General features: G+C 74.6%; 18 protein-coding genes. 1 reads left to right on the top strand and 17 read right to left on the bottom strand.

Annotated features, from left to right (window positions below; genetic code table 11):
- Positions 1 to 30: 30 nt before the first annotated feature.
- Genes hisH through hisD form a run of 5 tightly spaced genes read right to left on the bottom strand, consistent with a single transcriptional unit; the run spans position 31 to position 3,883 of the window.
- Positions 31 to 654 (bottom strand): imidazole glycerol phosphate synthase subunit HisH, encoded by a 624-nt coding sequence (hisH, locus tag GA0070624_RS29055; protein ID WP_091346147.1) that lies wholly within the window; start codon positions 652 to 654, stop codon positions 31 to 33.
- Entirely contained in the window at positions 654 to 824 is a 171-nt protein-coding gene (locus tag GA0070624_RS35085; RefSeq protein WP_176731919.1) for a hypothetical protein, read from the bottom strand. Before GA0070624_RS35085 ends, hisH begins: the two co-directional genes overlap by 1 nt.
- Positions 825 to 882: 58 nt before the next feature.
- Complete coding sequence (gene hisB / locus GA0070624_RS29060; protein ID WP_091346149.1) at positions 883 to 1,494, bottom strand: imidazoleglycerol-phosphate dehydratase HisB; 612 nt, start codon at positions 1,492 to 1,494, stop codon at positions 883 to 885.
- Complete coding sequence (locus tag GA0070624_RS29065) at positions 1,491 to 2,564, bottom strand: histidinol-phosphate transaminase (RefSeq protein ID WP_091346152.1); 1,074 nt, start codon at positions 2,562 to 2,564, stop codon at positions 1,491 to 1,493. Before GA0070624_RS29065 ends, hisB begins: the two co-directional genes overlap by 4 nt.
- Positions 2,561 to 3,883 carry a histidinol dehydrogenase gene (gene hisD, locus GA0070624_RS29070; RefSeq protein ID WP_091346155.1) on the bottom strand — a complete coding sequence of 441 codons (1,323 nt, stop codon included), beginning with the start codon at positions 3,881 to 3,883 and terminating at the stop codon, positions 2,561 to 2,563. The genes GA0070624_RS29065 and hisD overlap by 4 nt, the downstream gene beginning before the upstream one ends.
- Positions 3,884 to 3,989: 106 nt before the next feature.
- Between hisD and GA0070624_RS29075 the strand changes: the two genes are divergently transcribed.
- A complete protein-coding gene (locus GA0070624_RS29075; RefSeq protein WP_091346157.1) occupies positions 3,990 to 4,694 on the top strand; it encodes an LON peptidase substrate-binding domain-containing protein in 705 nt (234 codons plus the stop codon).
- On the opposite strand, the gene GA0070624_RS29080 is transcribed toward GA0070624_RS29075, so the two are convergent.
- The 12 genes from GA0070624_RS29080 to GA0070624_RS29135 form a co-directional block, all read right to left on the bottom strand.
- Positions 4,609 to 5,574, bottom strand: a complete 966-nt coding sequence (locus GA0070624_RS29080) for a hypothetical protein (RefSeq protein ID WP_091346159.1) — start codon at positions 5,572 to 5,574, stop codon at positions 4,609 to 4,611. The two genes, GA0070624_RS29075 and GA0070624_RS29080, sit on opposite strands and share 86 nt — an antisense overlap.
- A gap of 48 nt (positions 5,575 to 5,622) precedes the next feature.
- The gene (locus GA0070624_RS29085) at positions 5,623 to 7,140 is read right to left on the bottom strand and encodes an AAA family ATPase (RefSeq protein WP_091346161.1); all 1,518 of its coding nucleotides are present in this window, start codon (positions 7,138 to 7,140) and stop codon (positions 5,623 to 5,625) included.
- A 137-nt stretch (positions 7,141 to 7,277) separates the two neighbouring features.
- Positions 7,278 to 8,189 carry a hypothetical protein gene (locus GA0070624_RS29090; RefSeq protein WP_091346163.1) on the bottom strand — a complete coding sequence of 304 codons (912 nt, stop codon included), beginning with the start codon at positions 8,187 to 8,189 and terminating at the stop codon, positions 7,278 to 7,280.
- A gap of 34 nt (positions 8,190 to 8,223) precedes the next feature.
- Positions 8,224 to 9,168 (bottom strand): RluA family pseudouridine synthase, encoded by a 945-nt coding sequence (locus GA0070624_RS29095; protein WP_091346165.1) that lies wholly within the window; start codon positions 9,166 to 9,168, stop codon positions 8,224 to 8,226.
- The gene (lspA, locus tag GA0070624_RS29100; RefSeq protein WP_091350038.1) at positions 9,165 to 9,788 is read right to left on the bottom strand and encodes a signal peptidase II; all 624 of its coding nucleotides are present in this window, start codon (positions 9,786 to 9,788) and stop codon (positions 9,165 to 9,167) included. The genes GA0070624_RS29095 and lspA overlap by 4 nt, the downstream gene beginning before the upstream one ends.
- Positions 9,789 to 9,855: 67 nt before the next feature.
- On the bottom strand, positions 9,856 to 10,275 hold the full coding sequence (locus tag GA0070624_RS29105) for a TraR/DksA family transcriptional regulator (protein WP_091346167.1): 420 nt from the start codon (positions 10,273 to 10,275) through the stop codon (positions 9,856 to 9,858).
- 225 nt (positions 10,276 to 10,500) lie between these two features.
- Entirely contained in the window at positions 10,501 to 12,003 is a 1,503-nt protein-coding gene (locus GA0070624_RS29110; protein WP_091346169.1) for a potassium/proton antiporter, read from the bottom strand.
- Positions 12,004 to 12,025: 22 nt separating this feature from the next.
- A complete protein-coding gene (locus GA0070624_RS29115) occupies positions 12,026 to 12,325 on the bottom strand; it encodes a DUF167 domain-containing protein (RefSeq protein ID WP_176731920.1) in 300 nt (99 codons plus the stop codon).
- A gap of 12 nt (positions 12,326 to 12,337) precedes the next feature.
- Entirely contained in the window at positions 12,338 to 12,937 is a 600-nt protein-coding gene (locus tag GA0070624_RS29120; RefSeq protein ID WP_091346172.1) for a hypothetical protein, read from the bottom strand.
- A gap of 68 nt (positions 12,938 to 13,005) precedes the next feature.
- On the bottom strand, positions 13,006 to 13,800 hold the full coding sequence (locus tag GA0070624_RS29125) for a DivIVA domain-containing protein (RefSeq protein ID WP_091346175.1): 795 nt from the start codon (positions 13,798 to 13,800) through the stop codon (positions 13,006 to 13,008).
- Positions 13,801 to 13,843: 43 nt separating this feature from the next.
- Positions 13,844 to 14,149 (bottom strand): YggT family protein, encoded by a 306-nt coding sequence (locus tag GA0070624_RS29130; protein ID WP_091346176.1) that lies wholly within the window; start codon positions 14,147 to 14,149, stop codon positions 13,844 to 13,846.
- Positions 14,150 to 14,179: 30 nt separating this feature from the next.
- Positions 14,180 to 14,866: a cell division protein SepF gene (locus tag GA0070624_RS29135; RefSeq protein ID WP_091346177.1), complete on the bottom strand. Its 687-nt coding sequence runs from the start codon at positions 14,864 to 14,866 to the stop codon at positions 14,180 to 14,182.
- Between the last annotated feature and the right edge of the window lie 59 nt (positions 14,867 to 14,925).

Raw genomic sequence — 14,925 nt, forward strand, 5'->3', positions numbered from 1 at the left:
GGGCTCGCAAACCCGGCTCACTCCTCGCGCTCACAGCGTCGCCAGCCAGTTGCGGAGCAGCGTGGCGCCGGTGTCGGCCGACTTCTCCGGGTGGAACTGGGCGGCCGACAGCGGGCCCCGCTCCACGGCGGCGACGAAGTCCGTCCCGTGGTGCGCGGTGGTGACCTTCGCGCCAGCCGCGGCCAGCCCGGCGACGTCGTTCACCCCGTACGAGTGGACGAAGTAGAACCGACTGTCGGCCGGCAGGCCGGCGAAGAGCACCGACTCCGCCGGCGCCTGCACGGTGTTCCAGCCCATGTGCGGCAGCCGCTCGGCGGCCAGCTTCGCCACCCCGCCGGGCAGCAGCCCGAGGCCCTTGGTCACCACGCCGTGCTCGTCGCCGTGCTCGAAGAGCACCTGCATGCCGACGCAGATGCCGAGCACCGGCCGGCCGGCCGCGACCCGCTCCGCGATCACCGGCCCGGCACCGAGCGCCTCGATCCCGGCCATGCAGGCGGCGAACGCGCCGACGCCCGGCACCACGAGGCCGTCCGCCTCGGCGGCGGCGGCCAGGTCGTCGGTCACCGTGACGTCCGCGCCGGCGCGTTCCAGGGCGCGCTCGGCCGAGCGCAGGTTGCCCGAGCCGTAGTCGAGCACCACGATCCGCTTCGCCATCAGCCCTCCCCGGGTAGCAGCCAGAGCACCCCGCCGGCGGCGGCCAGCGCGGCGAGCAGCCCGGCCGTCACCACCGTGGCGCGCGAGGCGCCCTGCCGGAACAGCGACCAGGTCCCGCCGACCAGCACCCCGGCCAGGATCAGCAACAGCGTCGGCAGCAGCCGCCCCATCAGATCCGTCCTTCATTCGCGACTGCGGTACTCCGCTGCGCTCCGGTCCTCGCGCTCATCAGAGAGCTCCCTTGGTGCTGGGGATCGCGCCCTGGGTACGCGGGTCGATCGAGGTGGCCTCGCGCAGGGCGCGGGAGACCGCCTTGAACTGGGCCTCCACCACGTGGTGGGCGTCCGGGTGGCCGCCGGGGCGGGCCGCCCGCAGCACGTCCACGTGCAGGGTGATCCGGGCCGCCTGGCCGAAGGACTCCCAGATGTGCCGGGTCATGCTGGTCGGGTAGACCGGCCCGATGTACGGCGCGAGCGGCGGCTCGTCGTGCACCACGTACGGGCGGCCGGAGAGGTCGACCGCGGCCCGGACCAGCACCTCGTCCATCGGCACGGTCGCCGAGCCGTACCGCCGGATGCCGGCCTTGTCCCCCAGCGCCTGGTCGAACGCGGCGCCCAGGGCGAGCGCGGTGTCCTCCATGGTGTGATGGGCGTCGATCTCCAGGTCGCCGACGGTGTGCACGGTCAGGTCGAAGCCGCCGTGCCGGGCGATCTGGTTCAGCATGTGGTCGTAGAAGCCGACGCCGGTCTCGACGTCGGCCTTGCCGGTGCCGTCGAGGTCGATCTCGACGAGGACCTTGGTCTCCTTGGTGATCCGCTCCACCCGGGCGGTCCGGCTCATGAGAGTTTCTCCATCGCTGCGAGGAAGGCGTCAGTCTCGGCGGGGGTGCCGGCGGTGACCCGCAGCCAGCCCGGCAGGCCGACATCGCGGACCAGCACGCCCTGCGCCAGCAGGGTGCGCCAGGCCGCCGACTGGTCCCCGCCCACCTCGAAGAGCACGAAGTTGGCATCGCTGTCGGCGACCCGGTGGCCCCGGGCGCGCAGCTCGGCCACGATCCGGTCGCGCTGCTCCATGATCGCGGCGACCGTGCCGAGCAGGGCGTCGCGGTGCGCCAGCGCCGCCCGGGCGGCGGCCTGGGTGAGCGCCGAGAGGTGGTACGGCAACCGCACGAGCTGCACCGCCTGCACCACCGCCGGATCGGCGGCCAGGTAGCCCAGCCGGCCGCCGGCGAAGCCGAACGCCTTGCTCATCGTCCGGGTCACCACCAGCCGGGGGTGCCCCGGCAGCACGGCGAGCGCGCTGACCGTGCCGGGGCGGGCGAACTCGGCGTACGCCTCGTCCACGATCACCATGCCCGGCACCTCGTCCAGCACCGCCGACACCACCGCCGGGTCGAGCGCGGTGCCGGTGGGGTTGTTCGGCGAGCAGAGGAAGACCACGTCGGGCCGGTGCGCGCGGGCCTGGGCCACCGCGTCCTCGACGGTCAGTCCGAAGTCGACGCCGCGCGCGCCCGGGATCCAGCCGGTGCCGGTGCCGAGGGCCAGCAGCGGGTGCATCGAGTACGCCGGGGTGAAGCCGAGCGCGGTGCGCCCCGGCCCGCCGAACGCCTGGAGCAGCTGCTGCTGGATCTCGTTGGAGCCGTTGGCGGCCCAGACCTGGTCGACGGTGAGCCCGTGGCCCAGGTACGCCGCCAGATCGGCGCGGAGCGCCACCGCGTCCCGGTCCGGGTAGCGGTTGAGGTCACGCAGCTCGGCCGCGACGGCCTTGCCGATGGCCTCCACCACCGGCTCGGGCACCGGGTAGGAGTTCTCGTTGGTGTTCAGCCGCACCGGCACCTCGAGCTGCGGCGCCCCGTACGGCGACAGCCCGCGCAGGTCGTCGCGGATCGGCAGGTCGTCCAGTGTGGTCACGAACTCTCCCCCGGGAAGCGCACGCTGACCGCCTGGCCGTGGGCCGGCAGGTCCTCCACGTTCGCCAGGGTGAGCACGTGCGGGGCGACGTCGCGCAGCGCCTCCTGCGTGTACTCCACCAGGTGGATGCCGCGCAGGAAGGACTGCACCGACAGGCCGGAGGAGTGCCGGGCGCAGCCGCCGGTGGGAAGCACGTGGTTGGAGCCGGCGCAGTAGTCGCCGAGCGACACCGGCGACCAGGCGCCGACGAAGATCGCCCCGGCGTTGCGCACCCGCAGCGCCCACTCGCGGGCGTCGGCGGTCTGGATCTCCAGGTGCTCGGCCGCGTACGCGTCGACCACCCGCAGCCCGGCCTCGAGGTCGTCGACGAGGACGACGCCGCTCTGCTCGCCGCTGAGCGCGGTGCCGATCCGCTCGGCGTGCTTGGTGGCGGGCACCTGCCGGGCCAGCTCCCGCTCGACCGCGTCGGCCAGCGCGACCGATGGGGTGACCAGCACGCTGGCGGCCAGCGGGTCGTGCTCGGCCTGGCTGATCAGGTCGGCGGCGACGTGTGCCGCATCGGCGGTGTCGTCGGCCAGGATGGCGATCTCGGTCGGCCCGGCCTCGGCGTCGATGCCGACCACGCCGCGCAGCAGCCGCTTGGCGGCGGTGACCCAGATGTTCCCCGGGCCGGTGATCATGTCGACCGGGTCGCAGCGCTCCGCGCCCTCGGCGTCGGTCGTCGAGCCGTACGCGAGCATCGCCACCGCCTGGGCGCCGCCGACGGCGTACACCTCGTCGACGCCGAGCAGCGCGCAGGCCGCCAGCACGCGCTGGTCGGGCAGGCCGCCGTTGTCCTGCTGCGGCGGGCTGACCACCACCAGCGAGCGGACCCCGGCCGCCTGGGCGGGGACCACGTTCATCACGACGGTCGACGGGTACATGGCCAGGCCGCCGGGGACGTAGAGCCCCACCCGGTCGACCGGCACCCAGCGCTCGGTCACCGTGCCGCCCGGCACCACCTGGGTGGTGTGGTCGGTGCGGCGCTGGTCGGCGTGGACCTTGCGGGCCCGGGTGATCGACTCCAGCAGGGCGGCGCGCACCCGCGGGTCGAGGGTCCCCTCGGCCTCCTTGATCGCCTCCACCGGCACCCGCAGCCGGTCCGGGCAGATGCCGTCGAACCGCTCGCTCGCCTCCCGGATCGCCGGGTACCCATGCTCCCGGACCGCCTCGACGAGGGGGCGGATCCGCTCGACGGCCACGGAGACGTCGAGCTGGGCACGGGGCAGCAGGCGGCGCGGGTCACGCACCCCGCCGCGCAGGTCGATCCGGTTCAACACCCGTGCCAGTCTAGGCCGCCCGCCCGCAGCCCACCCCGCGCCGCCCGCAGGCCGGGACGGTGAGCCGGGACACGCCGCCGGGGCCCGATCGGACTAGGCTCGACGCGTGACTGCGCGGCTGCCGGTGTTTCCGCTCGGGACGGTGCTCTTCCCGGGGCTGGTGCTGCCACTGCACATATTCGAGGAGCGCTACCGGGCGCTGGTGCGCCACCTGGTCGGGCTGCCGGAGGGCGCGCCGCGCGAGTTCGGCGTGGTGGCGATCCGGGCCGGCTGGGAGGTCGCGCCGGCCGGGCCGTCGGGCCGACCGGCCCCGGGCGGCGGTGACGTCACGCTGCACGAGGTGGGCTGCACCGCCGAGCTGCGGCAGATCACCGAGCTGGCCGACGGGGGGTTCGACATCGTCACCGTCGGTCGGCGGCGGTTCCGGATCGCCGACGTCGACGCCCGCTCCGCGCCCTACCTGACCGCCGAGGTGGACTGGCTGCCGGAGCCGGCCGGCACGGACGAGGTCGCAGACCTGCTGGCCGCCCGGGTGATCTCGGTCTTCCGGCAGTACCTGGGGCTGATCCGGCCGGGTCCGCAGGAGATCTCCGAGCAGCTGCCGGAGGACCCGACCGTACTGTCGCACCTGGTGGCCGCCGCGGCCGCGCTGACGCTCGCCGACCGGCAGCGGCTGCTCGCCATCGACGACACCGCCGGCCGGCTCCGAGCCGAGTTGCGTCTGCTCAACCGCGAGGCGGCTCTGCTCCGCCAGGTGCGGGCGGTTCCGGCGCCGCTGAGCGAGCTGGCCGGTCCCCCCACCCCGAACTGAGCCCGGCGGCCGGGACCGCCGGCCGCCAGGCCGCGTCGGGCTCGGGCTCCGGGCGCAGCGACGGCCACCTCGACCAGCCGGCCAGCAGGGTGTACGTCACCGCGACGCCGAACGCGGGCAGCAGCAGGTTGCCGTGCGGCACCGGCAGCACGCCGAGGAGCCAGTCCACGCCGCCGGCCCGCAGATCGGCCGGCTTGGTGAACGCCCGCCCGTCCGGCGCGGTCTCCACCAGCCGCTGGTAGGCCGACAGCCCGATCCGCCGGCCCAACTGCCAGGCCACCAGCGCCGCGCCGAGGCCGCCCACCGTCCCACCGAGCAGCCCGACCGGGCCGCGGCGGCGGCGTAACAGGAACCAGACGGCGATCGCGGCGAGCACGCCGAAGCCGAGCCCGAGCAGTGCGAACCAGCCGTCCGCGGCGATCGGCTCCTCCGGCTGCGGTTGGGCGTAGATCACCCCCTCGGCGGTCTTCACCGCCGGGGTGTCCGGCGCGACGGCGGCCCAGAGCAGCCCCAGCGGAGCGCCCAGGACGGTCAGCAGGAACGCGACGCCGAGCGTCACCCCGACCGCCCGCCGACGGTCGTCTGCCGGACCGGTCGTCCCGGCCCCCGGCATGTGCTCGGGTCCGGGTGCGTACCAGGCGAACGGATCGGCGCCCGGCGCGGTCACCGGGGTCCCGGCGGGCACCGGCAGGCCGCCCGGCCACCCGGGAGCCGCCCGGTCCGGATCGGGCGGAGCGAACCCGCCCGGTCGGTCGGCGTCCGAGCCGGGGCGGTGGGCACCCGCCGGACCGTCGAAGGGGCGGTCGGGAGCGGGACCGGGGCGGCCAGGCTCGACCGGACGGTCGACGGGCTGCTCGGGATCGGAGGTGTCCGGACTCACCCGATGATCCTCTCAGGCCCGGGGCCACCGCGGGCCCGCTGGTGGCGGTCAGCGGGCGAACGGTTCCAGCATCACCGCGGCGGCCTTCAGCCAGGCCTGCCGGGACTCCGGCTGGAGCTGGTGGTACTCGATCGACGACCCGGTCTCGAGCGCGGGGTCGTAGGGCACCACGGCCACCGCCCGGGTACGGGTGGCGAAGTGCCGCTCCAGGTCGTCCTGGAGCGACGTGCGGCCCGGCGTCGGGCAGGAGATCAGGGTGACCGCGTTGTCGGCCAGCTCCCCCATCCCCACCTCGTGCAGAAGGTCGAGCATCCAGTCCGCGCTGAACGCGGCGTCCTCCCGTGGCACGGTGGTCACCACGAGCTGGTCGGCGGCCTGCATGACGGTACGCCAGTTCGGGCTCTCCACGTTGTTGCCGGTGTCCACACAGACCACGTCGTGGGTACGCCGCAGCAGCTCCAGCACCCGCTTGACGGTGAACTGGTCCAGCCGCTGGGCGAAGCGCGGGCTCTCCTCGCCGGCCAGCACGTCGTACGAGCCGTCGGAGGCGTGCCGCAGGTAGTCGTCGAGGTGCGCCAGCAGGGTCTCCCCCTCCAGGATCTCGATCTGGGCGAGGTCGCTGATCAGATGTCGGATCGTGCGGGCGTGCCGGGCGCTGCCGGCGCGCAGGCCGAGGGTGCCGCGCAGCTCGTTGTCGTCCCAGGCGAGCACCCCACGCCCCCGGATGCTGCCCACGGTGGCCGCGGCGAGCACGGTGGCGGTGGTCTTGTGCACGCCGCCCTTGGGGTTGGCGAAGGCGAGCACCCGCGGCGTGCCCAGTTCGCGCCGGAGCACCCCGGCGGCCCGCTCCAGCTCCGTCTCCGGGGCCGGCGCCCGCCACTCGACGCGGGCCGACCCGATCCGGCCCGGATAGCCCTCGGCGGTCGCCGGCGGCTGGTACGCGAGCGGCTGCGGTGGCTGGTATGCCGGCTCCGCCGGCTGGTAGGTCTCCGACCGGTAGCCGTTGTCGAGCAGCGCGTACCGGGACTCGACCGGCGGCGGCTCGTGCCGGTAACCGTCGTCCAGCAGGGCGTACCGGGACTCGGTGACGGACGCGGAACCCCGGTGCCGCTCGGGGTCGCGGCGGACCGGCTCCGGCGCGGGCTGGTACGCCGGCTCCGCCCCGTAGGCCGGCTCCGCCCCGTAGGCCGGCTCCGCCCCGTAGGCCGGCTCCGCCCGGTACGTCGACTCGGCCGGATAGGACGGCTCCGCCGGGTAGGTCGGCTCGGGCTGGTGTCCGGGGTCCACCCGGTAGGCCGGCTCGACCCGGTAGGTCGCCCCGACCCGGTAGGGCGGCTCTGCGCCGTAGGTCAGCTCGCTGGAAGGCTCGACCGCCGATGCCCGGCCGGACCAGCCGTTGCCGGCGGTGCGCCGGGGCAACTGCTCGGGGGGCGTGGCCGCCTCCTCGGCGCGGTGGTCGACCTCGGCCTGCTCAGCACCGCGGCCGAGCCGGGCCCGGTCGAGCAGCGCTCGCCACCGTGGTGCCGGCTCAGCTTGCCGACCCCAGCCGGTCTCGCTGCCATCCAAGGATCGCCCTCCCCAGCCCCATGGATCTCCGCCTGACAGGCTACGAACGAAACCCTATTCGGACCACACCCGTCCGCGCACATCCCCCGGTGGCCATCCTCACCGCGCGGCCCCGGCGCACTCCCGCCGGCCGCGTCTCACGAGGTCGGCGGGGTCGACGGCGGTGCTCCGGCCGAGGCAGGCCCGCCCGAGCCCGGTGAGGAACCGCTCACCGTCCGTGCGGCTTCCGACGAATCGCCCACCTTCGGGGCGCCCCCGGTCGGCGTGACGGCCGGGCCGGTCAGCCCCTCGTCGGCCGGCGGGCGGGCCACGTCCCGCTGCTCCGGCAGCGGCGGAGTGAAGACCGTCCGGTCCAACCGCCGCACCTCCGGCGCGGGATCGACGGCGCGCACGCCGGGCCGGGCGGCGACGCGGCGCAGCACCTCGGGCGTGGCGCGGATCACCGCCGCGTACACGCAGGCGCAGCCGGACCGGTACGCCGCCGCCTCCTCGGCGGCGACCCGCGCGCCGGTGTCGTAAAGCCGACGCAGCTCGGGGTCGGCGGCGCCGGTCGGGGCGACGGACCGCGCCCGGTAGTCGGCGGCCTCCCGGTCCTTGCGCGCGGCCACCTCGGCCATCCCGGCCACCACGTCCACCGGTACCCGCATCGCCGGGATGCGGACGATCTCGGTCTGCCGGCCGGGCAGCGGCACCCGGGCGACGACCGCCGAGACCGGCACCCCGTCGAGCGCCGCGGCGACCCGCCGCGGGGTCAGGTACGACGCGAAGGTGACCAGGGCGTACGTGCCGTCACCGGTGGCCGGTGGCGACGCGTCCGGCAGCCGGGCCAGCTCGTCGGAGGCGGCGCGCAGATAGTCGGGGATCGGGTCGCCGGCGGCCACGCCCACCCGGGTGACCTCGCCCACGGTCCGGTCGCCCACCGGCTCGCGTCGGCCGGCCCAGATGGCGGTGATCAGGACCGCCACCGCGCAGAGCAGCGCCGCCCAGGTCAGCCCTACCGACCTCGACCTGCCGCGGCGCGGCGGGCGCGACGGTTCGTCGGCGGACACGGTCAAACGTCCCCTCGTCGGTCGGCGCGGCGGATCAGTCGCGGAGGATGTCCAGCGCGCGGGCCAGGTCATCGGGGTAGTCGCTGACGAAGCTGACCTCGTCGCCGGTGCGGGGGTGCAGGAAGCTCAGCGCACGGGCGTGCAGCCACTGCCGGCTCAGCCCGAGCCGGGCCGCCAGGGTCGGGTCCGCGCCATAGGTGAGGTCGCCGACGCACGGGTGGCGCAGGGTGGAGAAGTGCACCCGGATCTGGTGGGTGCGGCCGGTCTCCAGCCGCACGTCGGCCAGGCTGGCCGCCGGGAACGCCTCGATGGTGTCGTAGTGGGTGATGCTCGGCTTGCCGCCGGAGACGACCGCCCAGCGGTAGTCGTGGTGCGGGTGCCGGTCGATCGGCGCGTCGATGGTGCCGCGCAGCGGGTCCAGGTGCCCCTGCACCACGGCGTGGTAGCGCTTGTCCACCTCGCGGTACTTGAACGCCCGCTTCAGCACGCTGTACGCCTGCTCGCTCTTGGCCACCACCATGATCCCGGTGGTGCCCACGTCCAGCCGGTGCACGACGCCCTGCCGCTCGGCGGCGCCGCTGGTGGAGATCCGGTGGCCGATCGCGGCCAGCCCGCCGATCACGGTCGGGCCGGTCCAGCCGGGGCTCGGGTGGGCGGCCACACCGACCGGCTTGTCCACCACGACGATGTCGTCGTCGGCGTAGACCACCCGCAGCCCGGGCACCGCCTGCGGCACCACGGTCGGCGGGGCGGCCGGGGCCGGCAGGGTCACCTCCAGCCAGGAACCGGCCTTGACTTTGTACGAGTTGGGCCGGACGGCGCCGTCGACCAGCGCGTCGCCGGCGTCGATCAGCACCGCCGCGGCGGTGCGGGAGAGCCCGAAGAGCCGGGACACCGCCTGGTCCAGCCGCATGCCCTCGAGGCCGTCCGGCACCGGCAGGGACCGGCGGTCGCCACCGGCGGCGAAGGCGGAGGTCACGCCCGCCCCCGCTGCTCGCTGCCGCTGGTCGCCTCGTCGGCGGATTCCGGCTGCCCGCCCGGCTCGGCGCCCGCCCGGCTGCCGTCGCGCTGCCGGCCGGTCAGTTCGAGCAGCACCGCCAGCGTCACGCCGCAGACCAGGGCGCTGTCGGCCAGGTTGAATACGGGCCAGACCTGCCCGTACGGGTCGAACAGGCTGATCATGTCCACCACGTGCCCGACGAAGTGCCCGGGCGCGCGGAAGATCCGGTCGGTGAGGTTGCCGAGCGCCCCACCCAGCACCAGGCCGAGGGAGACCGCCCAGGGCAGCGACCGCAGCCGCAGCGCCATCCAGCCGATCCAGCCGATCACGCCGATGGTGATCAGGGGGAAGATCCAGGTGTGGCCGGACCCGATGCTCCACGCCGCCCCGCTGTTGCGGGTCAGGCTGAGGTAGACGGCGCCGCCGAACAGCGACACCGGCCCCCGGCCGGTGAGCGTCTGCAGCGCGAGCTGCTTGGTGAGCAGGTCGGCCAGGAGGGCGACCAGGGCGACGCCGAGGAGGACCCCGAGCGCCTTGCGCCGGGGCGTGCCGCCGCCCGGCTCAGCGGTGCCGGATCCGGCGCGCGGTGCTACGGTCATCTGCTCCCCATCGACGCTCTCCACGGTGATCCCTCACCGTCTCCACTCCGCCGCCGGGGAGCGGACCTCAGCGCCGCTCCTCCAGCTGCTTGCAGGTCACGCACAGGGTGGCCGACGGGAACGCGGCGAGCCGCTCCACCGGGATCGGGTTGCCGCACCGCTCGCACCAGCCGTAGCCACCCTCGTCGAGCCGCTCCAGGGCCCGCTCGACCTGCGTGATCCGCTCCTTGATGCTGTTGGCGAGTGAGATCTCCTGCTCCCGCTCGAACGTCTTCGTCCCGGTGTCGGCCTGGTCGTCCCCGGCCGAGTCGGTCAGCCGGTCGCGCTGCAGCTCGGTGATCTCGCTCAGCGTCTGATCGTACTCGGCGCGCAGCTCGGTGCGCCGCGCTGCCAACGCCGCCCGGATCTTCTCGGTCTCCGCCGGGCTGCGGGTGGCCTTCGCCGCCGGCTTGCGGCCGGTGGTCCTGGTGTCGGCTGGCTTCGCCATCGTCAGCTCCCTCGGCCGCGATACCGCGGCATTCGGCGGTGCCTGGGCAGGGTCCGCCGGCCAGGGCGTCCCCCATGTACAAAACGGGCGCGCGGCGAGCATGGCCGCGCACTCCGGAGGGTGGCAAGGATACGGAACGTACAGGCGTCCGACAACGTGCCGCACCGTCGCACCGCGATTCAGCCCCAGACAGCCACCAATCGGGGCAAAAGGAACGTTAGCAGATTATCGGTCCCGGTCCTCGCCGTACTCGCCAAACCACCGAGCCAGCCGACCGCGCCGACTCACCGCCCGCAGCCGCCGTTCGACCTCGTCCCGGACCTCTGCGGTGGCCACGATGAGCAGGCTGTCGCCCACCTTCAGCCGGGTGTCCGGCCCGGGCACGAAGCCGGCCCCGTCGCGCAGCACCAGGGTCACCGACGCGCCCACCGGCAGCCGCAACTCGTCCACGTGCACCCCGCCGAGCCGGGAGCCGGGCGGCACCTCGACCTGAAGCAAGTCCGCCCGCATCCGTTCCAGCGGGGCCGTCTCGACCCGGATCTCGGCCGCCTCGGCGGGCGCGGTCACCCCGAGCCGGCGGGCGGCCGGGGCGAGGGTCCCCGCCTGGAGCAGCGTGAAGATCACCACCAGCACGAAGACCGCGTCGAAGAGCCGGTCCGCCCCGGGCACCCGCTCGGAGAGCGGGATGGTGGCCAGCACGATCGGCACCGCGCCGCGCAACCCGGCCCAGGACAGGAAGGCCTGCTCCCGCAGGCCGAACCGGAACGGCAGCGCGGAGACCGCCACCGACAGCGGCCGGGCGGCGAACACCAGGGCCAGGCCGGCGACCACCGCCGGCAGCACCGCGTCGTCCAGCCGGGTCGGCGAGACCAGGAGCCCGAGGAGCACGAAGAGGCCGATCTGGGCCAGCCACGCCAGCCCGTCGGCGAAGCCGAGGATGGCCTGCCGGTGCGGCAGCCGGGCGTTGCCGAGCAGCACGCCGGCGACGTAGACGGCGAGGAAGCCGGACGCGTGCAGCACCGACCCGGCGGCGTACGCGAGCACGGTGAAGCCGACCACCGCGATCGGGTAGAGCCCAGCCGAGGGCAGCGCGGCCCGGCGCAGCGCCCATCGGCCGGTGATCCCGGCCGCCACCCCGACCACCGCGCCGAGGCCCAACTCGTACGCGACCAGCAGGACCTCGTACCACCAGGCGTGGGTGGCCGGGGCGTTCCGGGAGAGGAGCACCACCAGGATCACCACCGGGGCGTCGTTCATGCCCGACTCGGCCTCGAGCGTGGCCACCAGCCGGGGCGGCAGGCGCAACCGGCGCAGGGTGGCGAAGACCGCGGCGGCGTCGGTGGAGGAGAGCACCGCGCCGTAGAGCAGCGCCAGCCGCCAGTCCAGGCCGAGCAGCAGGTGCACCGCGAGGCCGACGACCAGGATGCTGACCACCACGCCGACCGTGGAGAGCGCGGCGGCCAGGCCGAGCACCGGCCGCAGGGTGCTCCACCGGGCGCTCAGGCCGCCCTCGGCGATGATCACGATCAGCGCGCAGAACCCGAGCATCCGGGTCAGCTCGACGTTGTCGAACCGGATGCCCAGCCCCGCCTCGCCGATCGCCACCCCGAGCGCGAGGTAGACGAGGAGACTGGGCACCCCGAGCCGGGTGGAGATGCGGACCGCGCCGACCGCAACCAGCAGGACGGCCGCGCCGAGCAGCAGCGCCAGATCCAGCCCGGGGGTCATCCGCGGCCGGCCTGGACGGGCCTCACTCGGCCGATCCGTCGCGCAGCCGGCGCAGCACGTCGGGCAGCTCCGGCGCGGAACGGTCGACCAGGAAGAGCTTGTCCCGGCTCGCCGCGCCGGTCCGCAGCGAGACCGCCGCCGGTCGTACGCCCAGCGCGTCGGCCAGGGCCCGGCGGGCCGCCTCGGTGGCCCGGCCGTCGACCGCCGGGGCGGTCACGGCGATCACCAGGGCGGGCCCGTGCGGGCCGTCGAAGCGGCCGCCGACCCGGGCCCGGGAGGCGCCCGGCTTCACCCGCACCGCGACCGTGAGCGTGTCGTCCATGGGCACCCGCGCTCAGCTCGGATCGGCGTGGGCGAGCAGGGTGGTGTCCGGCGTGCACCGGGCGCACGGGGTGAAGCCGAGCTCGATCGCCTCGGCCACCGGGAGCCGGGACGAGAGCCGGTCCAGCAGGTGCGGACAGGCGGCAAGGTGGTATCGCGGCCGGCCCTGCACCACGTGCACCGGGGTGCGCAGCTCGGCGACGAGGGCCGCGTCCTCGGGCCGCACCCGCTGGACGGCCGGCTCGTCGGCCGGCGCCTCGTCGGTGCCGGGCCCCGGTGCCGGCCTCGGCCGCAGATCGGACCCCGACGGCGGCTCGGGCGGTTGCCGCCACCCGGTGCCGACCGTGGGAGGAACGTGCTGGACGGGGATCTCCGGCTCCACGACCGGGGCGCCGTACGGGCTGCGGGACGTGGCCGGCCCGCCCCGACGCCGCGCCGTCCGGTCGGTCGTCGCCCGGGTGGCGGCCGCCTGGCGGGCACCCACGACGAGGGCGACGGCGGCCAGCAGGCTGGCCCCGATGGAAGTGATCAGCAGCGGACCGGACCCACCGGCCAACCCGGCCGCCAGGAGCACGACGGCGACGAGGATGAGCAGGATGCTGGCGACTGCCACAGCTCACCCCCGCCGCATCGTTTCGGTGTGCGGCCGACGGCCGTCCGGGGACGGGCGCCGACGGCGGATCAGCGACCCGACTCGAGCGAGCCCGAGCGGCCGCCGCCGTACGAGCCGGCGGTGGCGAGGCCGTTGCTGCCGCCACCGGAGCGGTTGCCCTCGGCGCGGTTGACCTCGGCCTCCAGGCCCTGGCCCCGGCCGTCCAGGTCGCGCAGCTGGCTCTCCAGGTACGCCTTGAGCCGGGTGCGGTACTCCCGCTCGAACTGCTTCAGCTCCTCGATGTGCTTCTGCAGCGCGGTGCGCTTGGCGTCCAGGCCACCCATGGCCTCCTGGTGCCGCTGGCGGGCGTCCCGCTCCAGGGCGTCGGCCTTGGCGCGGGCCTCACGGGTGACCTCCTCAGCCTTGGAACGGGCCTCGGAGAGCAACTGGTCGGCCTCGCGACGGGCGTCCGAGACGTGGTCGTCGGCGGTGCGCTGGGCCATCATCAGCACCCGCAGCGCCTGCTGCTCGCCGTCACCGGAGACGGTCGGGCCGCCCTGGGCGCGGACCTGCTCCAGCTCGGCCTGCATCGCCCGGGCCGCCTGATCGGCGGCCGCCTTGTCGCGCTGCACCCGGTCCAGCTGGGCCTTGACGTCGTTGAGCTCCGCCGCGAGACGGGCGTCGCCGCCGGGGCCGGCGGGAGCGCCACCACGGCCGCCGCGCTCCACCTGAGCGCGCAGCTCGTTGTTCTCCTCGATCAGACGGGCGAGCTCGCGCTCAACCTCGTCCAGGAAGGCGTCGACCTCCTCCTCGTCATACCCCCGCTTGCCGATCGGCGGCTTTTTGAAGGCGACGTTGTGGACGTCGGCCGGGGTCAGCGGCATCGAAACTCCTCGGGTCAGTTGCGGCCGCGTAGCGTGCCGGTCATCAGGAAACCGCGATGATCGACGGCGTTAACACAAACCTCATCAGCACGAACAGGATAACCAGGAGCACAAGCGAGGCCAGGTCGATGCTCACGTTACCAATTCGCAGTGGTGGGATCACACGCCTCAACGCCTTGAGGGGCGGATCAGTGACGCTCCACACGGATTCGAGTCCTGCCGATGCTCCGCGCCCCGGTTGCCAGCGGCGCCCATAGGCCAGAACGGCACTAAGCACAAATCGGGCCAAGAGAACAAGCAGGAACAGATAAACGATCAGGTAGAGCACTTGCAACAGGATCGACAACACGGCAGGCGACGTCCCTCGGTCGAGCGTGGGCTAGCTCAGGCTGAAAAAGCCGCCCTCAGCGATCTTGGCCTTGTCCTCCGCGGTGACCTGGACATTGGCCGGTGAGAGCAGGAACACCCGGTTGGTCACGCGCTCGATCGTACCGCGCAGCCCGAACGCCAGCCCGGCCGCGAAGTCAACCAGTCGACGGGCGTCCGCCTCCTCCATCTCGGTGAGGTTGATGATCACGGGCACGCCGTCCCGGAAGTGCTCGCCGATGGTGCGCGCCTCCCGATAGGTGGTCGGGTGCAGCGTGGTGATCTGGTAGCGCTGTTCATCTTCGGTCACCACCGCGCGCTCCCGGGGCTGGACCTGCGGCGCGAGGGCGAGGTTGTCCCGGGTGTGGTAGGTCAGCGCGCCGGAGGTCTCCCCGGCGCCCGACCGGGTGATCGACCGTACGCTGGACCGCTCCACCCGCTCGACATCGGCCCGGTCGGTCTCCACCGCCCGGCTCGCGGCGCGCTCGGTCAGCCGGCCGCGGTCGCCGACCCGGGGCCGCGGCGCCGGCGGCTCCTCGGACTCGTCGTCCTCCTCGTCGGCGAACTCCTCGGCGTACCGGCTCGACCGGTAGCGCGAGTCGCGGTAGCCGCCCTTGTCGTAGCCACCGTCCTCGTAGGCCCGCTCGTCGTCCTCTTCGACCAGACCGAGCCAGACCCCCGCCTTGCGCAGAGCACCCATCCCGCGCCCCTCCGTCCGCCGTGCGGCACGCACCCCCGTGCCGTGTCGCCTGTCGCGAG

The sequence above is a fragment of the Micromonospora rhizosphaerae genome (assembly GCF_900091465.1).
Classification (GTDB): domain Bacteria; phylum Actinomycetota; class Actinomycetes; order Mycobacteriales; family Micromonosporaceae; genus Micromonospora; species Micromonospora rhizosphaerae.

Excerpts from the sequence above, each read along its gene's own strand:
- GA0070624_RS29105 (WP_091346167.1), bottom strand. The coding sequence starts at position 10,275 with ATGGCGAAGCCAGCCGACACCAGGACCACCGGCCGCAAGCCGGCGGCG.
- GA0070624_RS35085 (WP_176731919.1), bottom strand. The coding sequence starts at position 824 with ATGGGGCGGCTGCTGCCGACGCTGTTGCTGATCCTGGCCGGGGTGCTG.
- GA0070624_RS29110 (WP_091346169.1), bottom strand. The coding sequence starts at position 12,003 with ATGACCCCCGGGCTGGATCTGGCGCTGCTGCTCGGCGCGGCCGTCCTG.
- lspA (WP_091350038.1), bottom strand. The coding sequence starts at position 9,788 with ATGACCGTAGCACCGCGCGCCGGATCCGGCACCGCTGAGCCGGGCGGC.
- GA0070624_RS29115 (WP_176731920.1), bottom strand. The coding sequence starts at position 12,325 with ATGGACGACACGCTCACGGTCGCGGTGCGGGTGAAGCCGGGCGCCTCC.
- GA0070624_RS29125 (WP_091346175.1), bottom strand. The coding sequence starts at position 13,800 with ATGCCGCTGACCCCGGCCGACGTCCACAACGTCGCCTTCAAAAAGCCG.
- GA0070624_RS29135 (WP_091346177.1), bottom strand. The coding sequence starts at position 14,866 with ATGGGTGCTCTGCGCAAGGCGGGGGTCTGGCTCGGTCTGGTCGAAGAG.
- hisB (WP_091346149.1), bottom strand. The coding sequence starts at position 1,494 with ATGAGCCGGACCGCCCGGGTGGAGCGGATCACCAAGGAGACCAAGGTC.
- hisH (WP_091346147.1), bottom strand. The coding sequence starts at position 654 with ATGGCGAAGCGGATCGTGGTGCTCGACTACGGCTCGGGCAACCTGCGC.